A 24,428-nucleotide genomic window follows, 5' to 3' on the forward strand; every position below is an offset into this window, starting at 1 on the left:
GCAGAGAAAGAGTCGGTTAGGACAGCGTTCCATACTGAAACCTATTCCCCATTCCCTATTCCCTAGCACGCAGCGCTATAACTTCATCAAGCTAAGAATAATTTATAGGCAGGATTATTGTTTTCGTCCCAATAGTGATAGCCTAAAGTTTCTAAAAACGCTTGCCATTCTGCCATTTCTTGGGGCGGGACTTGCATTCCCACGACAATACGCCCATAGTCTGCGCCGTTATTGCGATAGTGGAAGAGGCTAATATTCCAGTTGGGACTCATCGAGGCGACAAATTTCATCAGTGCGCCAGGGCGTTCGGGAAATTCAAAGCGGTATAATAATTCATGTTCCGCTAGGGCAGAGCGCCCACCAACCATATGCCGCAGATGCATTTTTGCCAGTTCATCATCGGTTAATTCTAGGGTTTTAAACCCTCTCTCTTGAAAGGTTTTGGCGATTTTAGCAGCATCTTCACGGTCTTTGATTTGCACGCCGACAAAGATATGGGCAGAAGTGCGATCGGCGATGCGATAGTTAAATTCAGTTAGGTTACGTGTACCTAAACAGTCACAGAAGCGGCGCAAACTTCCGGGTTTTTCGGGAATGGTGACGGCAAAAATGGCTTCTCGGCGTTCTCCAAACTCAGCTCGCTCGGCAACAAACCGCAGGCGATCGAAGTTCATATTGGCACCACAGGCAACAGCAACGAGGGTTTGTCCTTGGATATTTTCGCGTTCTACATAGGCTTTAGCGCCGGCGATCGCCAATGCTCCCGCTGGTTCTACAATAGAGCGGGTATCTTCAAACATATCTTTGATGGCGGCACAAGTATCATCGGTTTCCACCACAATAATTTCATCCACATATTCTTGACAGAGGCGGAAGGTTTCTTCTCCCACTTCCCGCACCGCTACCCCATCGGCAAATAAGCCCACCTGCGGTAATCTCACCCGCTTCCCGGCTTTCAAAGATTGATTCATGGCATCGGAATCCACCGGTTCTACCCCAATAATTTTAGTTTCTGGATGCAGGCGTTTCACGTAAGCGCCAATGCCAGAAATGAGACCACCGCCACCAATCGCTACAAAAATTGCATGAATCGGTTGCTGATATTGGCGTAAAATTTCCATGCCAATGGTTCCTTGTCCAGCAATCACATCCGGATCGTTAAAGGGATGAATAAATGTTAACCCTTTCTGGGCTTCGAGTTCGCGGGCATGACCATAGGCTTCATCGTAGGTTTCACCATATAATACAACTTCTCCACCGTGCGATCGCACTGCGTCCACTTTCACCTGGGGTGTAGTCACCGGCATCACAATTAACGCACGAGTTCCCAAATGTCGTGCAGCCAGGGCAACCCCTTGAGCATGATTCCCCGCAGAAGAAGCAATCACCCCTTGCGCTAACTGCTCTGGAGGCAGTTTTGCCATTCGGTTGTAAGCCCCCCGCAGCTTAAACGAAAATACGGATTGCATATCTTCCCGTTTCAGCAGCAAGCGATTCCCCAATCGCCGAGAAAGGTTTTTCGCCACTTCTAGGGGCGTTTCTTGGGCAACATCATACACGCGAGCGGTGAGAATTTGGACAAGATAATCACAAAACATGGATTTGGGACACGGGCTGGAGGGTAAGGGTAGAATATTTCACTTTATCACGTTCCGATTCTCTGGGCAAAAGTGGCAACAAGGGTTAAGATTTTTAGGATAGCCCACAGTTTCCCTATTGGCCGTTGGTGGAAAAAAAGTATTTAATTATTAACTATTAATTATTAATTATTGAGAGGTTCTCTAAACAATGACATCCAAACCACTTGAGGGGAAAATTGCCCTAGTTACGGGAGCATCTCGTGGATTAGGAAAAGGTATTGCTATCGGATTAGCCGAAGCTGGCGCAACGGTTTATATTACTGGCAGAACTCTGCATACTTCCGAGGAAGGCATGGGGAGTTTAGAAGAAACCCAAAAAGAACTTGAAGCAGCAGGTGGGTTAGGTATTCCCGTACAAGTGGATCATGGTGAAGATGAGCAGGTGCGCCTGTTATTTGAGCGTATCGCTGATGAACAAAATGGACAGTTGGATCTATTGGTGAACAATGCTTATTCTGCTGTCTCTATGCTTAAGGAAACCTATGGTGAACCCTTTTGGGAGTTAGAACCCAATTTGTGGGATCGGGTGAACCAAGTAGGACTGCGGGGACATTATATCGCCAGCGTGTATGCGGCAAGGATGATGGTTCCTCGGAAACAGGGACTCATCTGTACTCTATCCTCTTGGGGGGGATTGTTGCCGATATTTGGGGTGCTGTATGGGGTGGGTAAAATGGCGTGCGATCGCCTGGCGCTAGAATTAGCTTTAGAACTTAAACCCCATAACATTACCTCCCTCTCCATTTGGCCAGGAATTGTAGGTACAGAAAAATTCACCCAATTTGCCCAAGAGCAAGCATCAAGCGAAATACTACCAGAAAGAGGTAATCCGTTTGCCGATGGTTTTAACTGGGAAACTCCCTTATTAACTGGCCGCGTGATTGCCGGTTTAGCTGCTGATTCTCAGATCATAAAACGCACGGGAAAAGTACAAATTGTTGCTGAACAAGCCCGACGCTATGGTGTAGTAGATCGAGAGGGCAATCAACCCGCATCTTTGCGGTCTTTACAGTTTATTTTACCGATGATTCTCCCCCAATTACGCGATTATTCTACTTGGGTTCCCAATATCTATGTTCCCTGGTGGATCTTGATGTCTGGAGTACTCAAATCTCCTCAAGCTTAATTCCCAATTCCTAATAATGTTTGTAATTGGGAATTTACAACACTTTTTGATGTTATGAGGTACAGTAATCGAAATTTTCCTTGAGAGTGCCTTCCCATGAAAAGCCTGAAAAATGGTTTTCCTATTACCGATTACCCATTACCGCGCGAAGTGCTGTATAATTTAGCCATTAATCCTTCTACTCGTTCCTTAATTTCCCCACGCACTCGTCGAAAAGTTTCTAGAGGTTGACCATCGGGATCGTCGAGTTGCCAATCTTCAAAAATCTCTTGCAAAACCCAATCTTGGGGTAAGTTAACTCCACAGCCACAGAGGGAAATGACAGCATCATAATCTTCAGCTTGGAATTCACTAATGGGATTCGAGGTTTGATCGGTAATATCAATGCCTATTTCTTGCATAATTTCAATAGCTGTGGGATGGACTCGAGAAGCTTCTAAACCACAACTGGTCACTTGAATTTTCTCGTTGCCTAGAGTGCGAGCAAATCCTTCTGCCATTTGGGAACGACAGGAGTTTCTTTTACAGACAAACATGACTTTTTTCATGATGAATACAGCGCCTTGCGTTCTGATAGGGGGATAAGGTGATGGGGAGATAGAGAGAGAAAACAATAGACTGGGTCAAGCTTTTCGCTGTTCTAGCTATTGTTAAAAACGGTCATTAATGCACCTTGGAGCAGAGAAAAGTTTGTATCCCTCAGTTAATCATATTTGGGAGAGAGAGTGCGATAGACAATGACCGCAAGTTGGGCCCCAACAATGGGAGCGATCCAGTAGATTCCTTGGTAGTCCCAGAGACCAGAAACAAAAGCGGGGCCGAGAGATCGCGCGGGATTCATGCTTGCACCGGTAATCGGCCCCATAAACGCGGCTTCTAACCCCACGGTTAAGCCGATCGCCACTCCTGCAAACCCCGGATGAGCGCGACGGTCTAAACCGGAACCTAAAATTACGAACATCAAGATAAAGGTGAGAATGGTTTCTAAGACCAGCGATTGCATTGCATTACCGTTTAGGGGCTGGGTGGCTCCCAGATCGGCAACGAGACCGATGGTATAGCGTAATACACAGGATGCGGCGATCGCCCCCAAACATTGACTGATGACATAGGGTAAGACCTTTTTTCCCGGAAACGATCCCATTGTCCAAAAGCCCAAAGTCACCGCTGGATTAATATGGGCCTCACTAATATGGCCCGTGGCATAAATCATTGCCGCAACCACTGCACCGAAGACAAAACTAACCCCTAAATGGGTTAACGTACCCCCAGTTATGTCATTAACCATAACTGCACCTGTGCCAGCAAAAACAAGAATAAATGTGCCTAATCCTTCAGTTAATGATTCCCGCCAATAAGGGGTTATTTTGGTCATCTTCAATTAATACTTAGCTTGCTTACGCATAAGCTCGGAAATAGAGAGGCCAAACTGAGATTGACCTTCAAAAACCGTGCCTACTTCCCCTTGATTATAGGTCACTTCATTAATATGATAAGCTTCTTCTGGTAGAGGCACATAACCCACTTCCTCAGCAATTCCTGGGGCTTGTTCTAAAAAGTAGTATACAAACTCTCTCATGGCTGGGTTGTTTTGAGCTGCCGTCAGATTAATATAGATAAACAAAGGACGAGCTAGAGGCTGATATTCACTTTTCTCCACTGTTTCCCTAGATGGAAAAACTGGGCCCTGACCACTATCGACACTCAGGGCTTTTAACTCATCTTTATTTTGTTCGTAATACGCTAATCCAAAATAGCCCAAACTATTGACATCTGAACTAACTTGTTGCTCAAGCAACCTATCATCTTCACTAGCAATATAATCACTGCGGCTCGATCCAGCACTCCCCGTGACTGCTTCAGTGAAATAATCATAGGTTCCCGAATCTGTCCCCGGCCCATACAATTTCAAAGGAGCATTCGGCCAAGACGATCGAATTTGATTCCACCGAGTAATTTTCTGTTGGGCTTCCGGTTGCCAAATCTTTCGTAATTCATCAATCGTAATGTTTTGAAGCCAATTATTTTGGGGATTAATCACAACAGTAATGGCATCAAAAGCGATAGGAAGCTCAATATAAGAGACTTTTGCCTGTTTGCAAGCTTCCATTTCCGATAAACTAATGGGTCTAGAGGCATTATTAACTTCTGTTTCTCCTGCACAAAATTTCCTAAAGCCTCCCCCTGTCCCCGAAAATCCTACAGTTACCTCTACGGGAACACTCTGGGTTTCGTTAAAGCGATCGGCAGCCGTTTTAGTAATCGGATAAACCGTACTTGAACCATCAATATTAATGGGTTGATAAGATTGAGGGTTAGAGGATTGACACCCATTTAATAAGGAGGTAGCAGCCAGAGCTAATATACAGAACCCTAGGAAGGGTTTAACTGTTTTAATAAAAAATTGCATAATTCCCCCACTCTACCGTTGGATACCCACTTTTCATCATTTCAAAAAATGGTCCAATGTCAAGTTAAGGTATGGTTAATTTGTCGTTAAAAAACAAATGTTAAATTCTGTTTCATGATCCTTATAAATATTAACGTTTCCACATTCTCTGTAACATCAAGTATTCTACTGTCCTAAACCTGAAATGTTCTGGTCGAGAATGGGTCATGGGTAAAGTAAGGAGGAATTGCTGACTCCTTGTTTAAAAACCTCATAGCGTTTCCAAAAATGGAGGAATGGGGCAATCTAAAAGAATGATAATTGTGCGTAACAATTCAGCTTGTTTAAGATTGACTTCGCGATCGTATAAAACGGTATGAGCACAAGCATCTACAATGCGCTGTTTTACTTTTGGTGTTGTGTTCATCAGTCTTTTAAGACTTCTACGAATACTGCTCAGATTCACCGGACTTAGTTGATTAGGAAGCGTTTTGCTAGACGCACCACGGAGTCGCTGCAATCCAGATTGAAATGCCTCAATAGCTTTTTGCTTATCCTTATGTCCCACCTTAGCTAATCCTGACAAAACGACCAGGCAATCGTTCCAAGTTTCATTGGTAGATGGGGGTTTTGAGGGATGGTAAGGATGGAAATGGGGCGCGAGACGATGGAATAAAACGGCTTGTAGAGTGTATTCTGATAAGGATAATTTTCCGCCAGTATTAATCAGGGTTTGCAGTTGTTGACTTAAATGTTGATAATGGTCAGTTGACAGATGTCTGAGTACGGGAATGGTTAAATCAATTAAAGGTAAACGGTAGCGAGGGTTTAAGTGTTCAAAACAGACAACAATCTGCCAAAGACGATTGAGGATTTCTGAAGGTTCGGTGGCTTTTAGGTGGGCAATTTGTTTCTGCCTAATCTCTCTGTTTTGTGAGTTTAAGAATAGTCCATAAATTATTGCCCGACAACCGCGATCGCCTGTGAGTGCTGTTTTGATCCGTTCTGGCAGTTGCCCCAGCAAGGATTGGGCATAGTTGAGATGGGCGCTGTCCGTGTTGCCAATCTCCTCTACAATTGATGCTAGATCGACATGGATGGTTGTCTCTTGCAATCCACTTTGCAATCCACCTTGCAATCCACCTTGCAATCCACTAATTCCTGGAGTCTCTGGTGATTCTAGAGCGGCGGTTCGTTCCTGTGCGGGTGGGGGAACATCCCCTTGTAATGTGCCCGCGGGCAAATTTTCCAAGCGTTCAATCCGCTCTGTCAGGGGGGGATGGGTGGCAAAGAGGCGGCTATCAAAGCTGCTGATGGCTTCTCCAAAAAATAAATGACTGGCTTCTTCGGCTCTGGGAGTTCTGATTTGAGATCCGTCTCTTAAGTCTCCAATTTTACGCAGAGCGTTGGCAAGTCCCTGGGGATTGCGGGTTAATTGGACGGCAGAAGCATCGGCTAAAAATTCTCGCTGACGAGAGATGGCGCTTTTAATCATTCGTCCGCAGATAAAGCCGATATATCCAATAGCTAAAATGGCGATACTGGCAATAATGATGAGACCTTGCTTTTTTCGATTCACTCTAGGGCCATTAGAAATCATGTATAATATTTGTCGCCCTATAATGTGAATCAATAAAATCCCCTGGAGGACTCCTATCAGATATAAATTGAGGCGCATATCGCCATAAATAATATGGCTAAATTCATGGGCAATTACGCCTTGAAGTTCATCCCGCTCCAGTTCTGTTAAGCAGCCTTTGGTTACGCCAATGATGGCATCATTAACGGTAAACCCGGCAGCAAAGGCGTTGATACCGGATTCACGATCCATGATGTAGACGGGAGGAATGGAGTTTCCGGAGGCGATCGCCATTTCTTCAACGACATTGAGTAGTTGTCGCTCCAATTTATCGTGAGTGCCCGGATGAACCAAACGCGCACCCAGACTAGAGGCAACGACTTTACCTCCACCTCGCAACTGAAGGATTTTTGTGCCACTACCCAACCCGACAATGAGCAATACATTGAAGGCAACGATTGATAAGATCTCTGGAGAAAAGAGCCATTGCCCGGTTTGCGATTCTATGTAGATAACGATCGCTACCACAGCATAGATTGCCAAAATCATGCTGATAATGGCGATCGCAAATAGGAAAACCAGATAAACGGTTTTCCGCTGTGCCTGCTCTTGATGCTCAAAAAAGTTCATCGTTTTCTAAAACGAAATAGTTGGCGCATTCTTGACATTGGGATCGGTTTCTTTGAGCAACTGTGCTGCCCGAAAATTAAACAAATTGGCGATCGTATTACTGGGGAATTCCTCACGCTTGGTATTGTAGAGCGTCACCCCATCGTTAAACGCCTGGCGAGCAAAGGCAATTTTATTTTCCGTCGATCGCAATTCTTCCATCAACTGAGCCATATTTTGATCTGCCTTCAGATCTGGGTAGGCTTCGGCTAGGGCAAACAACCGCCCCAACGATCCCGTCAGTGTTGCCTCTGCATTGCCCAACGTCTGCATCGCAGTCGGATCGCCTGGTGCTTGAGAAGCTTGGGATGTGGCACTTACCGCCGCGTTTCTAGCTTGAATCACAGTGTCTAAGGTTTCCCGCTCGTGCTTCATGTACCCCTTCACCGCTTCCACCAAATTGGGAATCAAATCATAACGGCGGCGCAACTGCACATCAATCTGGGCAAAAGCATTCTTATATCGATTGCGTAACTTAACTAAAGAATTATATGAGCCAATGACGATGGACGCGAGAAGTGCCACCAACGTCCCTAGAACCGCTAGGGTTAGGAGTATTCTTACCATAACCTGACAACCCTTTAATATGGCTTAATTATACTACAGATAACATACTCTTTGCCTAGGGTAAATAGCGATCGCGTCAATCTAGTCGAGATCCTCCCATAATTTCCTCTGTTCGTTCTCAAAGTGATATGGCACTTCGCACTCTCGCCATAGCTTACGAAGCAGTCCGTTTAAACAATTTTCTTCAACTCCAATGCCACACCATTCAACTGTTGGATACCCTCACTAATCTGTGTCATAGAATTGGCATTATCCTTTGCCCCAGCATTGATGCTAGTAATCGACTCAATAAGCTGTTCGACCGCAATTAGCTGTTGTTTTAAGTTCAAGGTAATTTGCTGGTTACTATGAACTACATTTGTAACTGAATTGTTCACATGTTCAAACGTCTGGGTTGTGTTCTGAGCAATTCTAAAACAACTTTTCACACTCTCTTTACCTTGTTGAGTAATTTGAGTTGTTCCATGAATAGCTTTTTGAATTTCTATAACCAAATCATTGATGTTGACCGTAGATTCTCGACTTTGATCGGCCAGCTTACGAATTTCGACAGCAATGACGGAAAAGCCCTTCCCACTATCTCCAGCTCTTACCGCTTCCACAGAAGCATTTAACGCCAACATATTCGTTTGATCGGCAATACTGCGAACCACATCCGAAACCTCGCCAATTTGATCGATTTGCTTAGTCAATTCCATGATTTTATTGGCCATTAGTTCCACCTGTTCCTGAACATTTATCACTTCTAGGCGAATGTTCTCCACAGCATTTTTACCTGTTTCTAATATGGTGAGTGTTTCTTGAGCTGACGTATTTGCCAGCTCTGACTGCTCTGCTGACTGAGTGTAAGATACCCCCAATTCATTAGCAGTTGTAGTTGTGTCATTGATAAAAATCGCTCGTTGTTGAGCAATTTTCTCCTGTTCTTCAATACTCCTAGAAATTTGACTTGAAGAATTGGCAATGTTATTCGATATTTTACTGATCGGATCTACTGCAATTTTATTCATCCAAATAATAGTCGCAACCCCCATCAGTAGGACAATAACTAAAGTTCCTACATGGAGTAAATCAATAAGTTGATAAGCAATAGATAACTGTTTTAACCTTTCATCAAGAATTTGATTTTCAATATCGATCATATTCTCTAGATCCGCTCGGATTAAATCCATAATTATTTTGCCTTTTTTTGATTTCACTAAACGCAACAGTTCCTCTTCTTGATCGTCTCTTTTGAGTTGAATGGTTTGCGCTAGTTCATCTAGTTTTTCTTGAGAGATATTTCTGATATTTTGTAGATTAATGACTTGCTCTGAGTTGTCAGAAATCAGATCTTCTAAGATATCAAAGTTTGTACTTAACGTTTGAGTGGCCAGTTTGTAGGGTTCTAAAAAAGTTTCGTCATCAGTATAGATAAATCCCCTTTGACCAGTTTCTGCATCGACGAGACTTTTCTCAATCCCTTTTAGTCGCAGTTGAACATCGTAAGTATGGACGACCCAATCCTCAGTATCCCGTAAAAACCCTTGCATATAAACTGAGACAATAGTGCTAACCCCAACAGTACTGAGAATGATTCCAAAGCCAATAACTAAAACTTGCTTAATATTCATCGAACAAAAACTTTAATGTTTTCGGATTTACCTGCGTAAGCGTATATATTAATCATATATCTGAATAAAAAGATCCAACTCTATTTTACCCGATCGCCATCTGTACCCGTTAAAATCAAAGTATCAATTAAAAAGGATGTGTCATTATACCTAACAGTGATGGATTTAATTTGGAGAATACTCAAATGTTGCCCATACCCAAACCGGCTTGGTTTCTTACCCTCGGCAGTCTAACCTTAAGCAGCCTAATCTTTAACCCTTCAGCCTCAGCGCAAACCCTAGGGTTTTCCTGCCGGGATAACCAAATTTGTCCTGTGTTCAATATCTTGCTGCAAACGACAGAGGTTTTCACCCGGACTTGTCCACCGACTTCTGATAATCCCCAAGACTATGCTAATTATTTAGGCCAATGGATCGATCGGATTCCCCAAATTCAAGCTCAGGTTAATGCTTTAAACAGAAATAATTCGTATACTCCTACATTGCCTTCTTCACCCAATCAAGTGGTGAATTTTCTCAATACTTGGGTGGATATTGCTAGGATTGCTCAAACTCAAGCTAATCGGATTGAGCAAACTCTGGATCATTGCCCTTCTCGTCTCCCTATTCTTCCGGATGGTTCGACGTTGCCTTCTATTTCTATGGAGACTGAATTTCCTAAAGTGTGTCAGTTCGATCCGAATACATTAACTTGGAAGTGTTAATGTTAGGGAATTAGTGCTTCGCTCTATATGCCCCTGTTCCCCATTCCCTATTCCCCAGCGCTTCGCGCGATAAGATGGGGAATTTTGGATCGGGAGCGATAGAGTAAGAGATGGACTGAGGGAATATAGTATAAGGCGAGTAGGGTTGCACCGCCTAATCCCCCGGCGATCGCGATCGCTAAGGGCGGCCAAAATCCAGTAGGATCGAGTAACAGGGGTATGAATCCCACTATGGTCGTTAACGTGGTGGCAATCACATGGCGTGTGGCTTTGAAGACGACTGAAACCGTGGCTTTACGATTACCATAGCGAGCTTCTGGATGTTCTCTCAAGGCGGCTAAAACGACGATGGAATCGTTAATTGCGAGACCAATTAATCCTAATGTACCTAAAATTGCGGTAAATCCGAATAGGGCATTAAATGCCCAGAGTGCAGATAGGGCTAATCCTACCGCAGCGATCGCCACGGTTCCAATGACGAGGGCTAACCGAAAGGAGTTAAAGGATAATATCAGGGTGGCTGACATCAGAATTGCCAAAACGCCTACTGTTGAGAATAAATTGGCGATCGCGGTTCCCCGTGCATCGGCTTCGCCTCCATAGCTGATTCGATACCCAGGAGGAAGTTGAAAGTTAATCTCCTTCAGATGGTTTTCAAATCGCTGTAATACAGTATCAGGTAAGGCTCCAGCCGTAATAAACCCTTGCACTGTGTTAATCCGTTCTCCATTGTAACGGGCAATCGTGGCTACATCCGGCACAAAGTTCACTGTCGCCACACTATCGAGGGGAAGGGTTTCACCCGTTTGAGGAGCCACCAAATTCAACGCCGACACCCGATCTAGATTTCCTCTAGTGCTATTGGATACCCGTACCCGTACCGGAATATCCTCCGTTGCTTCCAGGATCGAACCGCCGACAGAACCCTGCAAACTGCTATCGAGTTGTTGGGCGATCGCCTGATTATCCAAGCCTACCCGACGCGCTTGTACTTCATCAACGGTTAGCGCCAATTTGGGTAAGGCTTCCGTTAAATCTGCACTGGTATGAATTACATCTTCAATTTGGCTTAACTCCGCCCTCAATTGATTCCCCCACCGTCTCAACTCCCCTAAATCTGAGCCATACAAGCGCAACTCGATCGGCGCATCAAAGGGCGGTCCCTGTTCTAATTGTTTTACGAGAACCTGTGCTTCTGGAAACGTGGCATCGAGATCCTGTTGCAACTGTTGAATCGTTTGCCGTAAATTTTCCGTCGAGTTTAACTGTACAATCCCTTGGGCATACTGGGACGCATTTTCCCGATTGGCAACCACATTATAGAAAAAAGTTGGGGCGCTTTTACCGAGAAACCATTGCACCTCATCAATTTGAGGATAGGTCAAAATTAAATCTCGCGCCCTCAGAATTTGCCTCTGGGTTTCGGCGATCGCCGTTTGCGAAGGTAACTCAAACTCAATATGGAACTGATTACGGTTCGTCGGGGGAAAAAATTGCTGCTCTAACGTCGCAAAGTGGGAAAAGCCCCAAATGGGCAAAATCATCGCCAAACCAATCGTCAACCAGGGGAAGCGAAACAGTTGATTTAAAGTTATCGTATAAACCTTATCCAACCATGGATGGCTAAACCCATGTTGCAACCAACCCCAGTTTTGCGGGAGAGGCTGCCAATAGTGCAACCGCCCCACCAGAGTTACGATCGCTGTTAAAGATAAAAAGAGAGAACTAATAATCGCTAAAATTACGGTCATGCCGATTGCCCCAATAAACTCCCCTGTCCCCCCCGGAGAAGTCGCGATGGGTACAAACGCTAACACCGTCGTCAGAGTAGAAGCCAGCAGAGGAATAAACAAATGGTTCACCGTTTCTTGCACAGCTTTACCGGGTGCTTTTCCTTCCTGCAAGCGGATCTGTACCTCATCTACCACCACAATCGCATTATCAATCAGCAACCCCAAGGCAATGATAATCCCGGTTATGGACATCTGATGTAAGGGAATCTCTAAAATCTTCATACACCCAAACACCATTAATGTCGCCAGGGGTAAAGCTGAACCAACAATTAAGGCTGATTTCCAACCCAAGATCGCCAGAGAGACAAGAATAACCAGAGAAGATCCGAGGATCAAGTTACGGATCACACCATCTAAGCGCTGTTGCACGTATTTACTTTGATCCAAAATGGTCACCCAACCGATGCCATCGGATAGGTTATCCTGATAACTTTGCAACCGAGTCAGAGCATCTTCTGTCCAAAGATCGACACGATAATCAGATTCCACTTTTGCCGCCACAGAAACTCCAGGATAACCATTAATGATCGCTAATTCTGTGGGCGGATCTTCTAATCCTTTGGTCACTTGGGCAAGATCTCCAAGTCGGGTAATTTGCCCTTGATTGCCCAATTGAATGGGAATTTGCCGAATCCGTTCTAAGGAGTCTAATTCACTATCGACTTCAAATAATAATTCCGTTTCACTGCTGCGAAATTGTCCGGCTGAAACCTTCGCATCACTGGCTAGAATTTGTTGAGCTAATTCTTGAGGAGTCAAGCCCAATTGTGTCAAGTCTACTGCATTAACATCCACCTGAATTTCTTCTTCGGCCACACCGAAAATATCCACTGTATCCGTTCCCGGAATAGTCCGTAATTCGTCTTCTAGTCCTTCAGCTAGGCGACGTAAAATTGTATAATTCGGTTCGGTCTCAAGTTCCCAGGTTAATCCCAAAATTAAGGCATTAGCAGAAGGATCGGTATCTTGATATTCTGGATCGCTCGCCCCTGCTGGTAACTCCACAGAAACATCTTCTAGTTTACTCCGTACTTTTGACCAAACGGGATCGACATCGATAATGTTTTCTTTGAGGTCAATCTTGATAAAGGATAAACCGGTAGTTGAGGTGGATTCTAAAGTATCAATTTCTTCAATTTCTTGCAGTTCCTGTTCTATTTTTTCAGTGACTAAGGATTCAACTCTTTGGGGTGTAGCTCCGGGCAAGAAAGTGGTCACCGATCCAAACCGTTGAACAAGTTGAGGGTCTTCCATTCGCGGTAAGGTAAAGAACGAAGAAATCCCCCAAACAATGATGAGGATTAAGGAGAGGATGAGGAGTTGTTTATTGCGATAGAAAATCATGGGGAAGTGGGGGAGGGAATGGGGAATGGGGCAGACGCGGGGACACTCCAGACACGGGGATGGGATGTTGAACAACAGAAAGCCTATTGCCTATTGCCTGTTCCCCGAATTCTTAATTGATACTCACTTTTTGTCCGGAGACGATGCGATGGGTTCCACTGGTGATGATTCGATCTCCGCTTTGCAGGGTTCCGCGAACAAGGGTGCGATCGCCTTCGGTATGCAGAACTTCGATATCTCGACGAGCCACCCTGTAAAGATTATTTCCTTGCGATTCACCAAGGACGTAAATTGACCATAATCCGCGATCGCCAGGTAGCAGTGCAGTGGAAGGAACCCAAAAGCCTTGTATGGGTTGGGTTTCATTCCAGAGCAATTGGGCAGTTTCGCCTACTCTAAGGTCAAAATTGGGGGAAAATTCGAGAACCGCAGTAGCTGTGCGACTGGCGCTATCGAGTTCTGGAAGTAGGGTGGTGAGGGTGGCAGGATAGGATTGGTTCGCGACTTGAATGGGATAGTTTGCACCAATTCTGAGTTCATTGGCGGTGTTGCTGGGAACCCCAATGCGCGCTTCTAAGCTACCTTGTTCGATCAGTGCAATAACCGGAGTTCCGGGACTAACTACGCTTCCTTCGTCCATGAAGCGATCGCTCACTCGTCCATCAAAGGGAGCGCGAATCACACTTTTACTCACCTCTACCTCTAAACTTTGCAAACTGGCTTCTAACTGTTGCACTCGCGCCACTTGAGCGGCTATTTGTTCTGTCCGAGTTCCAGCTAACAGAGCATCTAGATCGCTTTGCGCTTGATTGAGGCGATAGCTTAAAGCTGAAGCATTAGACTCTTCTAAATCGAAATCTTCGCGGGAAATTGCCCCTTCTAAATATAGTTCTCTACGTCGTTCGGTTTTACGTTGGGCGAGGAACAGTTGTTGTTCAATTTCAGACAAAGCAGCGCGGGCAGCAGCAATATCTTCCGCTCGCGCACCGTTGCGAAGTTCTTGCAGAGTAGCTCTGGCTTCTGCTTTCTGAGCCAGGAGTTGTTGACGCTCGGCTTCTAGGGTACGGATATCTAACTGGGCTATTTCTTGATCAGTACTGATGCGATCGCCTTCATCAACAAACAGGTTAATTACCGTTCCCGATCGCTCAAAACCCAATTCACTCCGGCGACGGGCGACAATTTCACCGGTATAACTTCGTTTAATAGTATAGCTAGAAATCAGTTCTGCACTTTCGGTTTGTACAGGTAGTGATTGTTTTTCTTCAATGATCGGTTCTGCCTGGCTGACTGGAGAACGATTTAAGAGCGATCGCCCTAAAAACACCCCTAAAGGCAAGAGTAACAAGACGATTAACCATCGCCACCGCTTGGGTGGTGGGCGATCTACTGTGGCGATACCATCCTCAGAATCTTTATTGTGTTCAGCCGTTATTAATACAACTGACTCTGATAAGCTCTTCGATGAATCGGAAAAATCAGCACTCATGTTCGCCTCCCATCCTCTTCTGTACAACAAAGTGATATTCAACTTGTTGCCTATTCTCTTTCAGGTTATACTCAACTTATTGGATATGTCAATGCGAAATTTATGGCCCTTGCTCACACAATTTTGACCGTGCTTGCCCATGCTCCTCAAAGTGGTTACGACATCAGTAAACAATTTGACGAGCAAGTGAGTTGTTTTTGGAAAGCCAGTCAACAGCAAATTTATCGGGAACTGAGCAAAATGGAGGATCAAGGTTGGGTTAATTATGAAACTATTATCCAACCTGGAAAACCGGATAAGAAAGTGTATCACCTCACGGCTGAAGGGAAAGTGCAGTTATTACGCTGGTTTGCAGAACCGACGACTCCGACACCCATTCGAGAAGATTTACTGGTGAAAGTGTTAGCTGGACCTTATGGTAATCGCAAATTACTTATCCGTGAAATAAAGCATCGCAAGGAGATTCACGAGCTTCAATTAAAACATTATTTAGAAAAAGAAATCCTCTATCAAGATTGCCAGAATCCTTCTGTCGGCGATCGCTTCCGCTATCTTACCTTACGCCGAGGTATCCGTTACGAGCGAGAATGGGTGGAATGGTGCGATGAAGTCATGGAGTTTCTGGAACAGATGGTACAAGATTATAATTAATCCGATCTATTCTCTAGAGTGGTATCTGGTAGTTATTGAATGACACCTGCAATACCGGAGTTATCTTGCCCGTGCTGCCTCATAGATACTTAGATGTATAGTATGTATAGCGCTTCGCGCTAGGCAATAGGCTTGCTTTGCAATAGCTTGTATGGCTTAGGTTCTAAGGCTTCAAGCTGTACCTCATAGAAGAGAGAAATGCTGTACAAGATCTTCATAAATGAGCAAGAAATTGGAACTTCCCTTCTTGAATCAGGCGATCCTCCGATGGGTGTTGCATCTGGTCTGATTCGATTGAATAACATTTCCATTCGAGTGCTCGAATCAAGGCTGCTCCAGATAGAATCAACCCAATCAACTGATGGTGTAACAAACTGTCATGAACCTGGGGTGGTTAGGGTAATTCATCCAGACGGTTTTGAATTATCAGGGCAGGGATCGGTGATTGAAAACTGCTTAGAACTTGAAGAGTGCTATGTTACAATCCTCGGAATTCACCATGAAATGTATGAAAAGCTGTTCCTACATCACATTGAAAAATATCGAAATAATTTCAAATACGTACATCGAACTAAGCGATGAATCTTGACAAACCCTTCGGCTTTGCCAGTTATCTGGATCGTTGGATATCAGAAATTATTGAATAAGATTAGGGTAAAGATATTATGGGTAGATATATCAATTGCAAGGTTAATGATGATTATAAAATTGTCTGGAAATATGGATTGGGTACTCAAGCCTCAGAAATGTACAGAATTAGTACTGAGTTGGGAATTGGCGAGTATCATATGATTCGATATGTTGAGAATGAGACAGGAGAAAACTATGAATATATAAATTTCAATATAAGTATAAATAATTCGCCTGGAGATGTGCTTATATTAACTAGAGATGACATTGACAAGATAGATCGTCAAATACAACTCCTAAAAAAATCCGATAAGCATGGCGATAATAAGTGATTTATTGCCATGCTAGAAGCTATTCGAGATTTCATGCTTGAAAATTCAGAGCAGGAAAAATTCATCCCTGAAGGTGAATTTTAGCGTAGATTGGATTTAAGCAAAGCGCTCTAGGGAGCCGCTGGATAGTCAATATAGCCAATTTCAGCCCCATCAACTCCCCGACCATAGAATGTTTTAGGATCGGGTTCATTCAAATCAGCATCATGTTTAAAGCGATAGGGCAAATCAGGATTAGCAATAAATAATTTGCCAAACGAAACTAAGTCCGCCTGGTTAGACTTAATGACCGCATCACCAGACTCTTTAGTATAGCCCCCATTCGTGATTAAATAGCCTTTATACACTGGCCGAAACATAGGTAGAACAGGATTTAAAACCTCGCGAGTTTGCAAATCAATCTCATTTGGCTCCATCAAATGAACATAAGCTAGGGCATAGTCGTTAAGAGCCTCTAAGACATGAGTAAAAGTACGCTTTGGATCGGAATCTAACATTCCATAGAATGTGTTGCTTGGTGAGAGTTTAATCCCTACCTTATTATCTCCCCAGACTTTTGTCGTTGCATCAACTACTTCTAAGAGAAAACGGGCACGATTTTCGATCGATCCCCCATATTGATCACTCCGTTGGTTAGAGCCATCTTGTAAGAATTGATCGATCAAATAACCAAATGCAGCATGAAGTTCAACCCCATCAAATCCCGCTTGTTGAGCGTATTCGGCTCCCTGGCGAAATTGTTCGATAAGGTTAGAAATTTCTTCTGTTTTAAGCGCCCGTGGTTTTTCAAAAGCAACCTTGCCAATGGGGGTATGGAGTGTTCCTCTGGCGGCGATAGCGCTGGGGGCAATCGGTGTTTCTCCGTTTAATAGCGAGGGATGAGCGACTCGTCCACTATGCCATAACTGTAGAAATATTTGACCTCCTTTGGCATGAACAGCTTCTGTAATTTGTTTCCAAGCTTCAACTTGCTGTAAAGAATAGATGCCAGGACAATTGATGTATCCATTGCTCAATGGAGAAACCATCGTGCATTCAGTGACAATTAAACCAGCCGAAGCTCTTTGGGCATAATACTCTGCCATCAAAGGTGTTGGAATTGAGTTGATAGCCCGTAGACGAGTCATGGGAGCCATCACCATTCGATTATTGAGGGTATATTGACCCAGTTGGAACGGGGAGAGCAAATCAATAAACATGATATCAAGGGTCACTTCACAGGTAGACAATTATTGATGGGCATTGATTGAGCATTAAAAACAGCCTCTGAATTTATGGGCTGGTGTTTTATCTATTACATTCTCATTCGGTTCGATCGGATCTTATCTGGCCGTATTCCGTGCTTCATCTAACTGCGATTGCACTAGATCGGCTGTTTTAGAAGTTGTAACAAAGTTATTCCAAGCACCCTGGTAGCTGCCAGTATGTTCCGCCAGTAAATCAGCAATATGAAAACCATTCTTAACGGTGTTATTCGCCAGTTCAGCTAACACCGGAACCCAAGTGGTGACGACTACACCGGCAGCAGACATCCGCATCATCGCCGCCTGTTGATTTAACAGATCAAAGGTTGAAGATGCATCCACTACAGCATAGACATCGTAACCTTGTTGCACACCATAAATGGCTGCAAAAGCAAGACAAGTGGTCGTATCTAGGGCTGCAATAATTAACTTCTGACGATTCATCTTTTCAATGGCAGCAACAGAAGGAGCATGATCCCAAAATTTTACCGTATCGCGATCGATAATTTCCTGATCTGGAAATAGGTCAACCAACTCTGGCATAGTTGGACCGTTAGGGCCTTGAGGCCAACTGGTGGTTAACAAGGTGGGTAAGCTAAAACGCTTGGCAACTTTAGCAAGTGCAATAATATTATTTTTTAGCTTAAGTGGCTCCACCGAAGGCAGAAACTGGAAAAGACCGACTTGATGATCAATCAAGATCATTGCCGCATTATCAGGGGTCAACGGTTCGGCAAAAGCGTTATGGATAGTCATACTTAGGGATCTCTCTAAGAAATGAGTGATATCTATGTCAAATACAAACTTACGATTAAGAAAAATCTTTGTCTTTCAAAAAAGCACGACAATCATAGTGAGTTTTTGTAAATGCCTACCATGTCAGCATCCGACTTGATCTCAATTCAGCAATTTATCCACCAAGTTCCTCACACTCCAGCTCAAAATAGTGAATTAGCAGGTTGGCAAGACATTACTTTGCTCAAATTTTCTTTACCACCCGGAGGAGAAGTCGATGTACCTGGGTTAGCTGAGAATATTCTCTTTATGAGTTTATGTCCCAAGATTCAGTATGAAAGCCGGCAGGACAACTATCCTAAGCAACGGGTTTTATACCAAGGTGATATTGCAATTACGCCCGCAGGTTATTCACGCCATTGGCGATGGCTGAGTCTTTTTTCCGCAGCCAATCTATTTATTCCTCCTTCATTAATCAAGGAATGCAGCCAAGATCTTGTGAAAGGCGATCCAGATTCTGTCTATTTGATTGAACATAAAGTATTGAGTATACCTTTTCTCTCTTCGGTAGTAACAGAATTGTTGGCAGAGTTAGAATCCGGTTCACCCTATGCCAGAACCTATATTGATACCTTAACTCATAGTTTGGCGATGTATTTAGTGATGCATCACTCAAGTGCAAAGCTTAGAGAAACGACAACACTTCTGAAACCTGACAATGCCTATGTTTCTTGTGCGATTGATTTTATTCAAGATAACTTGGGTGAAGACTTGCGTTTAGCGGCGATTGCTTCTGCTTGTAATGTCAGTATTAATCATTTATGTCTGATGTTCAAGCAGTCTGTTGGTCAATCTGTTCATCAGTTTGTCATTGAGCAAAGACTTGAGAGAGCAAAGAGCTTATTGAAAAATTCTAAGAAACCATTAGTCGATATTGCTCAAGAGACGGGTTTTTCTAATCAAGCTCATTTCACAAATAGTTTTCGGAAAACCCATGGGATTCCCCCCGATCAATATCGTAAAAAAATCAACTAATTTCCATCCTAACGATTTCAGAGTATACAGCAGGAGAAGATTTAGGGAGTCTGGCGATGAAGTGCAGGCTCATAGGGAAATGATATGAGCATCAGACTCCCTTTTTTTTCTATACTAAATGGCGCTGTACGGCTTGCACCAAGTTGTCTGTCCAATGGAGGGCTAAATTATCTTGAATCGCTTCCACCATTACCCGAACGACGGGTTCAGTCCCGGAGGCTCGAACCAGGATTCGGCCTTGGTTTCCCAGGGCTTCAGTCGCGTGGGCGATCGCCTCTTGCAGGGGTTGGCACGTGTGCCAATTCAAACGAGTATGGCGGTCTTCCACCCGTACATTTTTAAGCAGTTGGGGATAGGGTTGGAAACTTTGGTTGACCAAGTCAGTGAGGCTCGTTCCCGACTGACGGACAATGGCAGATAGGTGCAGGGCGGTTTGTAGACCATCTCCGGTTAAACTGTAATGGTGGCAAAGAATATGACCGGATTGTTCGCCACCGAGCATGGCCCCACTTTTTACCATTTCTGCATGAACATGCTGATCTCCCACCGCAGTCCGTACGAGTTTACCCCCCAGTTTTGCCCAAGCATTTTCAAAGCCTAAATTCGCCATCACAGTGGAGATAATGGTTTGGTTGGGGAGTTGTTGGGCATGATGCAGAGTACATCCCCAGAGATAGAGAATATAATCGCCGTCTACCGGTCTGCCCTCGGAGTCTACGGCAATCACCCGGTCAGCATCCCCATCAAAGGCAAATCCCAGGTCAGCGTTATGTTCTTGAACCGCTGCTTGCAGGGAAGCCAGATGAGTCGAACCACAGTTAACATTAATGCGATCGCCGTCTGCTCGGTTGTGTAAACAGATCACCTCTGCTCCCAAATCTTCAAATACCCCAGGCGCAACGGGAACCGCAGCCCCCCACGCTAAATCTAAAACGACTCGCATTCCCTGTAAATCCAGGGTGTTGACCAACGGTTGATGTAAAGCAGTTGCGTACTGTTTGAGCAATTCAGGGCGATGATAATGTTGTCCCCAGTGAGGAGTGCTGGTATGGGGGTGTGATTGTCCTCTGAGCGCCGCCTCAATGTGTCCCTGAACCGTTTGAGATAATTTTGTACCATCTGAGCCAAAAAACTTGATACCGTTGTCTTCGGGGGGATTATGGCTGGCTGAGATCATAATACCGGCGATCGCCTCTGTCTCTGCCGTCAGATAGGCAACACAAGGAGTCGGACACAATCCAACATTCCAGACCTCTAGCCCTGCTGCCGTCAATCCGGCGGACAGGGACATGGCCAACATATCACTAGAATTCCGTGAATCTTGGCCTAAAATCACAATGCCAGAACTGATCCCTTGAGGACGCAAAACGTGTCCCGCCCAAAATCCCAACTGAAGTGCAAAGGGAGCATTGAGCAAGTCCCCAGCTTTTCCCCGAATGCCATCCGTCCCAAATAGGCGAGAAGGAGGTAAATTGAGCGGGTTCCAGAGGGGATTGAGGGGTGAAATTTCTGGACTACTGGCGATCGGCGTTTGAGGTTTGGATAAAGATTGAACCATTTTTAAGAACACTCCACACAACACACTATCATTGGAGAATATCATAGGCGCTTTTGCTCTGCTTATGGGTCATGGATAACCCGTAATCTTAAAAGCGCTTTTTCTGCCCGGTTTAGGTTTGCCCTATTCTCTCACGCTCCCTAACCTAGGCCTAGATACTTAGTTTTTTTCTTCACTGGCAGACGGAAAAATCCGGATCGAGCGAGTCCAGAAGCTGATTTTTGTGACTGATTCGGTTCCTGGCAGAAGTCAGTCCATGGGTATGAGTCACCTGCTAAGGGGGTAAGCAAGTTGTGGAGGGCAGACAAAAGTGCGATCGCCAAAATCAATTGGTACATTAGGGATTAACCATCAAAAAAGCCACACTACCCATCCATAGGAGTCATAACCGATGATCCACAAGCTAAGATTCGTACTATTTACCCTAGCGATTTCTGGGTTGGGCATTCCGGTCTTTGCTTTTCCCCTGCTGCGATCCTCAGTGGGAGATGCAGGAATTGAGGCTCAAAACTTGCATGATTTACCATATAACTTAACGGGGAAAAAGATCGCCATTGGTCAAGTGGAAATCGGTCGTCCTGGGATGTTTGGCATCGATAAGAAAATTGACTCGAATCAGCCCATCAGCCCCATGCGGGTGTTTTTTCGAGATGCCTTTGCCGAACACAATAAGCATGTTGACCCCCATGCCCAAAATGTAGCCAGTGTGATGATTAGCTCGAATAAACAGTATCCTGGAGTAGCTCCGGATGCGCGGCTGTATTCCACGGCTGTCGGTTCTTTACGACGCAGCGGCCAAGCAGAGGAATGCCTCGCTTCTCAACATCTGGCGATGCAAAATAGTGGCGATTTGCGGGCAATTAATTTTAGTTTTGGAGAATCTTTGAATCAAGACCCCCGGCCGAATCCTCTACTGGATGGGAATGCACTGTTAACCCAATGTATTGATTGGTCGGCACGCGTGCATAATGTGTTTTATGTGATTGCCGGGAATCAGGGTCGAGGAGGCATTTCCATTCCTACGGATACCTACAATGGGGTGACGGTGGCATTCTCGAAGCTTTACAACGATCGCTATTCTAAAATAGATTTTGCCAATATTGGCGATCCAAGTTTGGGTAATCCCAGTCGGATTATTGGCTACGAAACCAATACGAATAATCGGCGCTCCATTGGTTTGGTTGCTCCAGGTCATCAGGTTCCTTTAATTAATTTAGATGGTACAGTAGGGTATTCGAGTGGCACGAGTTTTGCCGCTCCCCATGCAACAGCAACGGTAGCATTATTACAAGAATATGGCGATCGCCAATTGGCTCAGGTGAAAGCCGATCCCTTAAAATCCGAACTTAGTTCCCCATGGACAATCGACGCTCGTCAGCAAGAGGTCATGAAAGCCGTATTACTCAATAGTGCCGATAAGATTCAAGATTTGGGCAATGGCTTCAATCTGGGCATGTCACGCACCTTGTACAATCAACAGCATCAGTCTTGGCTCACTTCAGAAGCCTATCATGATGCCCGCATTCCCCTGGATATTCAAATGGGTGCAGGTCATTTAAATGCCAGTCGTGCTTATGAACAGTTTAGTGCGGGTCAGTGGACTCCAGAGAATCCAGTTCCGGCAATGGGTTGGAATTATGACCAAATTGAGAACGCTGGCAGCTATCAGGATTATATTTTGCAAGAACCCTTACAACAGGGGAGTATGCTCAGTGTTACCCTCGCTTGGAATCGTTTAGTAGAACTTCAAGACCACAATCAAAATGAGGCGTATGATATTGGAGAAACCTTTGAAGACCGGGGACTGAATAATTTAGATGTATTTCTGATGCCCGCTGAGTCTACGGATGTACGCGATAGTATTTGGTCTTCGATCAGTGAGGTTGATAGTGTAGAACATGTATTTTATCGCATTCCCCACGCAGGCAAGTATAAAATTCGCGTCTACTATCGTCAGCAGGTGAATGAGGCAGCGCAACCCTATGCGATCGCCTGGTGGACCACACCGGCTAACAACTAAGTCAATCATTGTAGGGTGGGCAGGGTAAGGGTTTTAGACGTTGAATAATATGGCTTCTTCTCCTGCCCACCAACGACCCAGACCCTTTTTTAATTTTTAATTGAATTTTTAATTGATATGACTTCCCTGGCTCCCCCTAGAGAATTAATTCACTTGTCCGGTATTAGTTGGCAGACTTACGATCGCTTACTGCAAGAATTGAGCGATCGCCGTTTACGGCTAACATACTATCACGGCAGATTGCAAATCATGGCTCCTTCCCTCGAACATGAACGGTACAAACGAGTTATCGGCAGGTTTGTAGAAACTCTAGCCGAAGAGTTAACCCTGAACATCGAACCCCTGGGTTCAATCACCTTAAAACACCCAGATGTTAGTGGTGCAGAACCAGATGAGTGCTTTTATATCCAAAACTTAAGCACTATCGAGGGGAAAAATCGGATTGATTTGGCGATCGATCCTCCGCCAGATTTAGTCATTGAAATTGACATCACCAGCAGTTCCATGAACCGTCTACCCATTTATGCTCAATTAGGAGTCTCCGAGATTTGGCGTTATGATGGTGAGTCCTTTGAGATTTATGTATTGAGCGATCGCCAGTATCAGTTAACCCAAGAAAGTTTAGCCTTTCCTGGTATTGATATGACTGAAATCAGCCAATTTTTAGCCCAAGTGGGTAACCAAGCATATTTAGACCTCATCCAAGATTTCCGCCGTTGGATTCAACGCCAACTCGGTTAGAATTACAGCACTTTCTTCTGCTATGATGTACCTTTCGATCCCCCTAAATCTCACTTTTTCTGGCTATCGCCAACTCAAAAAAGTGAGGTTGGGAGATCTCTTGTCGCCGAAATTGCTGTCTCTATTGTGCAATTGGGGTAATCAATGAAAATTATACAATCTTTGCATACCGCTATTTTAGTATCTGACTTAGACAAAGCCGAACATTTTTATAGTAGCGTTCTCGGTTTAACCAAAATCGATCGGCAACTGAAATTCCCCGGTATTTGGTATCAGATTGGACACTATCAACTGCACTTAATGATGCACCCTGACGTAGAAATTACCCGATGGAATCCGGAAAAATGGGGGCGCAATGCCCATATTGCCTTTGAAATTGATTCCCTAGAGGAAGTGAAGCAACAATTAATCGCCTATGGGTGTAACTTTAAACTGAGTTCATCCGGACGATCCGCCCTATTTACCCAAGATCCGGATGGCAATATTCTAGAGTTACAACAAATTTCGAGATTGTCCTGGGATGGAGAGATAGAGAGATAAGGAAGATGAAGACGAGATGGGGAAGGAAA

Annotated in this window: 21 protein-coding genes; 9 read left to right on the forward strand and 12 right to left on the reverse strand. The window is 44.5% G+C overall.

Features of this window, described 5'->3' with window-relative positions; genetic code table 11:
• Positions 1–86 precede the first annotated feature (86 nt).
• Positions 87–1,598, reverse strand: a complete 1,512-nt coding sequence (gene ilvA / locus PN466_RS10205) for a threonine ammonia-lyase, biosynthetic (protein WP_271939333.1) — start codon at positions 1,596–1,598, stop codon at positions 87–89.
• A gap of 190 nt (positions 1,599–1,788) precedes the next feature.
• Between ilvA and PN466_RS10210 the strand changes: the two genes are divergently transcribed.
• Positions 1,789–2,766 (forward strand): SDR family NAD(P)-dependent oxidoreductase, encoded by a 978-nt coding sequence (locus PN466_RS10210; protein WP_271939335.1) that lies wholly within the window; start codon positions 1,789–1,791, stop codon positions 2,764–2,766.
• A 131-nt stretch (positions 2,767–2,897) separates the two neighbouring features.
• Here the strand turns inward: PN466_RS10210 and arsC are convergent, their stop codons facing one another.
• From arsC to PN466_RS10240, 6 genes are all read right to left on the reverse strand, one after another.
• Positions 2,898–3,314: an arsenate reductase, glutathione/glutaredoxin type gene (gene arsC, locus PN466_RS10215; RefSeq protein ID WP_271939337.1), complete on the reverse strand. Its 417-nt coding sequence runs from the start codon at positions 3,312–3,314 to the stop codon at positions 2,898–2,900.
• A gap of 155 nt (positions 3,315–3,469) precedes the next feature.
• On the reverse strand, positions 3,470–4,141 hold the full coding sequence (locus PN466_RS10220) for an MIP/aquaporin family protein (protein WP_271939339.1): 672 nt from the start codon (positions 4,139–4,141) through the stop codon (positions 3,470–3,472).
• A gap of 6 nt (positions 4,142–4,147) precedes the next feature.
• The gene (locus PN466_RS10225) at positions 4,148–5,176 is read right to left on the reverse strand and encodes a PstS family phosphate ABC transporter substrate-binding protein (RefSeq protein ID WP_271939341.1); all 1,029 of its coding nucleotides are present in this window, start codon (positions 5,174–5,176) and stop codon (positions 4,148–4,150) included.
• Between the two features lie 250 nt (positions 5,177–5,426).
• A complete protein-coding gene (locus PN466_RS10230; RefSeq protein WP_271939342.1) occupies positions 5,427–7,364 on the reverse strand; it encodes a M48 family metallopeptidase in 1,938 nt (645 codons plus the stop codon).
• A 6-nt stretch (positions 7,365–7,370) separates the two neighbouring features.
• Positions 7,371–7,970, reverse strand: a complete 600-nt coding sequence (locus PN466_RS10235) for a LemA family protein (protein WP_271939344.1) — start codon at positions 7,968–7,970, stop codon at positions 7,371–7,373.
• A 170-nt stretch (positions 7,971–8,140) separates the two neighbouring features.
• Positions 8,141–9,583: a CHASE3 domain-containing protein gene (locus PN466_RS10240; RefSeq protein ID WP_271939345.1), complete on the reverse strand. Its 1,443-nt coding sequence runs from the start codon at positions 9,581–9,583 to the stop codon at positions 8,141–8,143.
• A 185-nt stretch (positions 9,584–9,768) separates the two neighbouring features.
• Here PN466_RS10240 and PN466_RS10245 point away from each other — a divergent pair, with 185 nt between their 5' ends.
• The gene (locus PN466_RS10245; RefSeq protein WP_271939347.1) at positions 9,769–10,287 is read left to right on the forward strand and encodes a hypothetical protein; all 519 of its coding nucleotides are present in this window, start codon (positions 9,769–9,771) and stop codon (positions 10,285–10,287) included.
• A gap of 47 nt (positions 10,288–10,334) precedes the next feature.
• Here the strand turns inward: PN466_RS10245 and PN466_RS10250 are convergent, their stop codons facing one another.
• Together PN466_RS10250 and PN466_RS10255 are read right to left on the reverse strand one after the other, a co-directional pair.
• The gene (locus tag PN466_RS10250) at positions 10,335–13,424 is read right to left on the reverse strand and encodes an efflux RND transporter permease subunit (protein ID WP_271939348.1); all 3,090 of its coding nucleotides are present in this window, start codon (positions 13,422–13,424) and stop codon (positions 10,335–10,337) included.
• 112 nt (positions 13,425–13,536) lie between these two features.
• On the reverse strand, positions 13,537–14,913 hold the full coding sequence (locus PN466_RS10255) for an efflux RND transporter periplasmic adaptor subunit (RefSeq protein WP_271939351.1): 1,377 nt from the start codon (positions 14,911–14,913) through the stop codon (positions 13,537–13,539).
• A gap of 102 nt (positions 14,914–15,015) precedes the next feature.
• On the opposite strand from PN466_RS10255, the gene PN466_RS10260 reads away from it, so the two are divergent.
• The 3 genes from PN466_RS10260 to PN466_RS10270 all read left to right on the forward strand — a co-directional run bounded on the left by PN466_RS10260 (position 15,016) and on the right by PN466_RS10270 (position 16,526).
• Entirely contained in the window at positions 15,016–15,564 is a 549-nt protein-coding gene (locus PN466_RS10260; protein ID WP_271939352.1) for a PadR family transcriptional regulator, read from the forward strand.
• A gap of 198 nt (positions 15,565–15,762) precedes the next feature.
• The gene (locus tag PN466_RS10265) at positions 15,763–16,146 is read left to right on the forward strand and encodes a hypothetical protein (RefSeq protein ID WP_271939355.1); all 384 of its coding nucleotides are present in this window, start codon (positions 15,763–15,765) and stop codon (positions 16,144–16,146) included.
• An 83-nt stretch (positions 16,147–16,229) separates the two neighbouring features.
• Positions 16,230–16,526 (forward strand): hypothetical protein, encoded by a 297-nt coding sequence (locus PN466_RS10270; protein WP_271939356.1) that lies wholly within the window; start codon positions 16,230–16,232, stop codon positions 16,524–16,526.
• A 110-nt stretch (positions 16,527–16,636) separates the two neighbouring features.
• Here the strand turns inward: PN466_RS10270 and PN466_RS10275 are convergent, their stop codons facing one another.
• Positions 16,637–17,725: an alkene reductase gene (locus tag PN466_RS10275; protein WP_271939464.1), complete on the reverse strand. Its 1,089-nt coding sequence runs from the start codon at positions 17,723–17,725 to the stop codon at positions 16,637–16,639.
• A gap of 123 nt (positions 17,726–17,848) precedes the next feature.
• Positions 17,849–18,526, reverse strand: coding sequence for an isochorismatase family protein (locus tag PN466_RS10280; RefSeq protein WP_271939357.1), 678 nt, complete (start codon positions 18,524–18,526; stop codon positions 17,849–17,851).
• Between the two features lie 120 nt (positions 18,527–18,646).
• Between PN466_RS10280 and PN466_RS10285 the strand changes: the two genes are divergently transcribed.
• Positions 18,647–19,540 carry a helix-turn-helix domain-containing protein gene (locus tag PN466_RS10285; RefSeq protein WP_271939359.1) on the forward strand — a complete coding sequence of 298 codons (894 nt, stop codon included), beginning with the start codon at positions 18,647–18,649 and terminating at the stop codon, positions 19,538–19,540.
• A gap of 109 nt (positions 19,541–19,649) precedes the next feature.
• Here the strand turns inward: PN466_RS10285 and glmM are convergent, their stop codons facing one another.
• Positions 19,650–21,098, reverse strand: coding sequence for a phosphoglucosamine mutase (glmM, locus tag PN466_RS10290; RefSeq protein WP_271939361.1), 1,449 nt, complete (start codon positions 21,096–21,098; stop codon positions 19,650–19,652).
• Between the two features lie 391 nt (positions 21,099–21,489).
• Between glmM and PN466_RS10295 the strand changes: the two genes are divergently transcribed.
• The 3 genes from PN466_RS10295 to PN466_RS10305 all read left to right on the forward strand — a co-directional run bounded on the left by PN466_RS10295 (position 21,490) and on the right by PN466_RS10305 (position 24,399).
• Positions 21,490–23,118, forward strand: a complete 1,629-nt coding sequence (locus tag PN466_RS10295) for a S8 family serine peptidase (RefSeq protein WP_271939362.1) — start codon at positions 21,490–21,492, stop codon at positions 23,116–23,118.
• Between the two features lie 117 nt (positions 23,119–23,235).
• Complete coding sequence (locus PN466_RS10300) at positions 23,236–23,859, forward strand: Uma2 family endonuclease (RefSeq protein WP_271939364.1); 624 nt, start codon at positions 23,236–23,238, stop codon at positions 23,857–23,859.
• Positions 23,860–24,003: 144 nt separating this feature from the next.
• Positions 24,004–24,399: a VOC family protein gene (locus PN466_RS10305; protein ID WP_271939365.1), complete on the forward strand. Its 396-nt coding sequence runs from the start codon at positions 24,004–24,006 to the stop codon at positions 24,397–24,399.
• Positions 24,400–24,428: the final 29 nt, after the last annotated feature.

Origin of the sequence: Roseofilum reptotaenium CS-1145, assembly GCF_028330985.1 — a bacterium.
Classification (GTDB): domain Bacteria; phylum Cyanobacteriota; class Cyanobacteriia; order Cyanobacteriales; family Desertifilaceae; genus Roseofilum; species Roseofilum reptotaenium.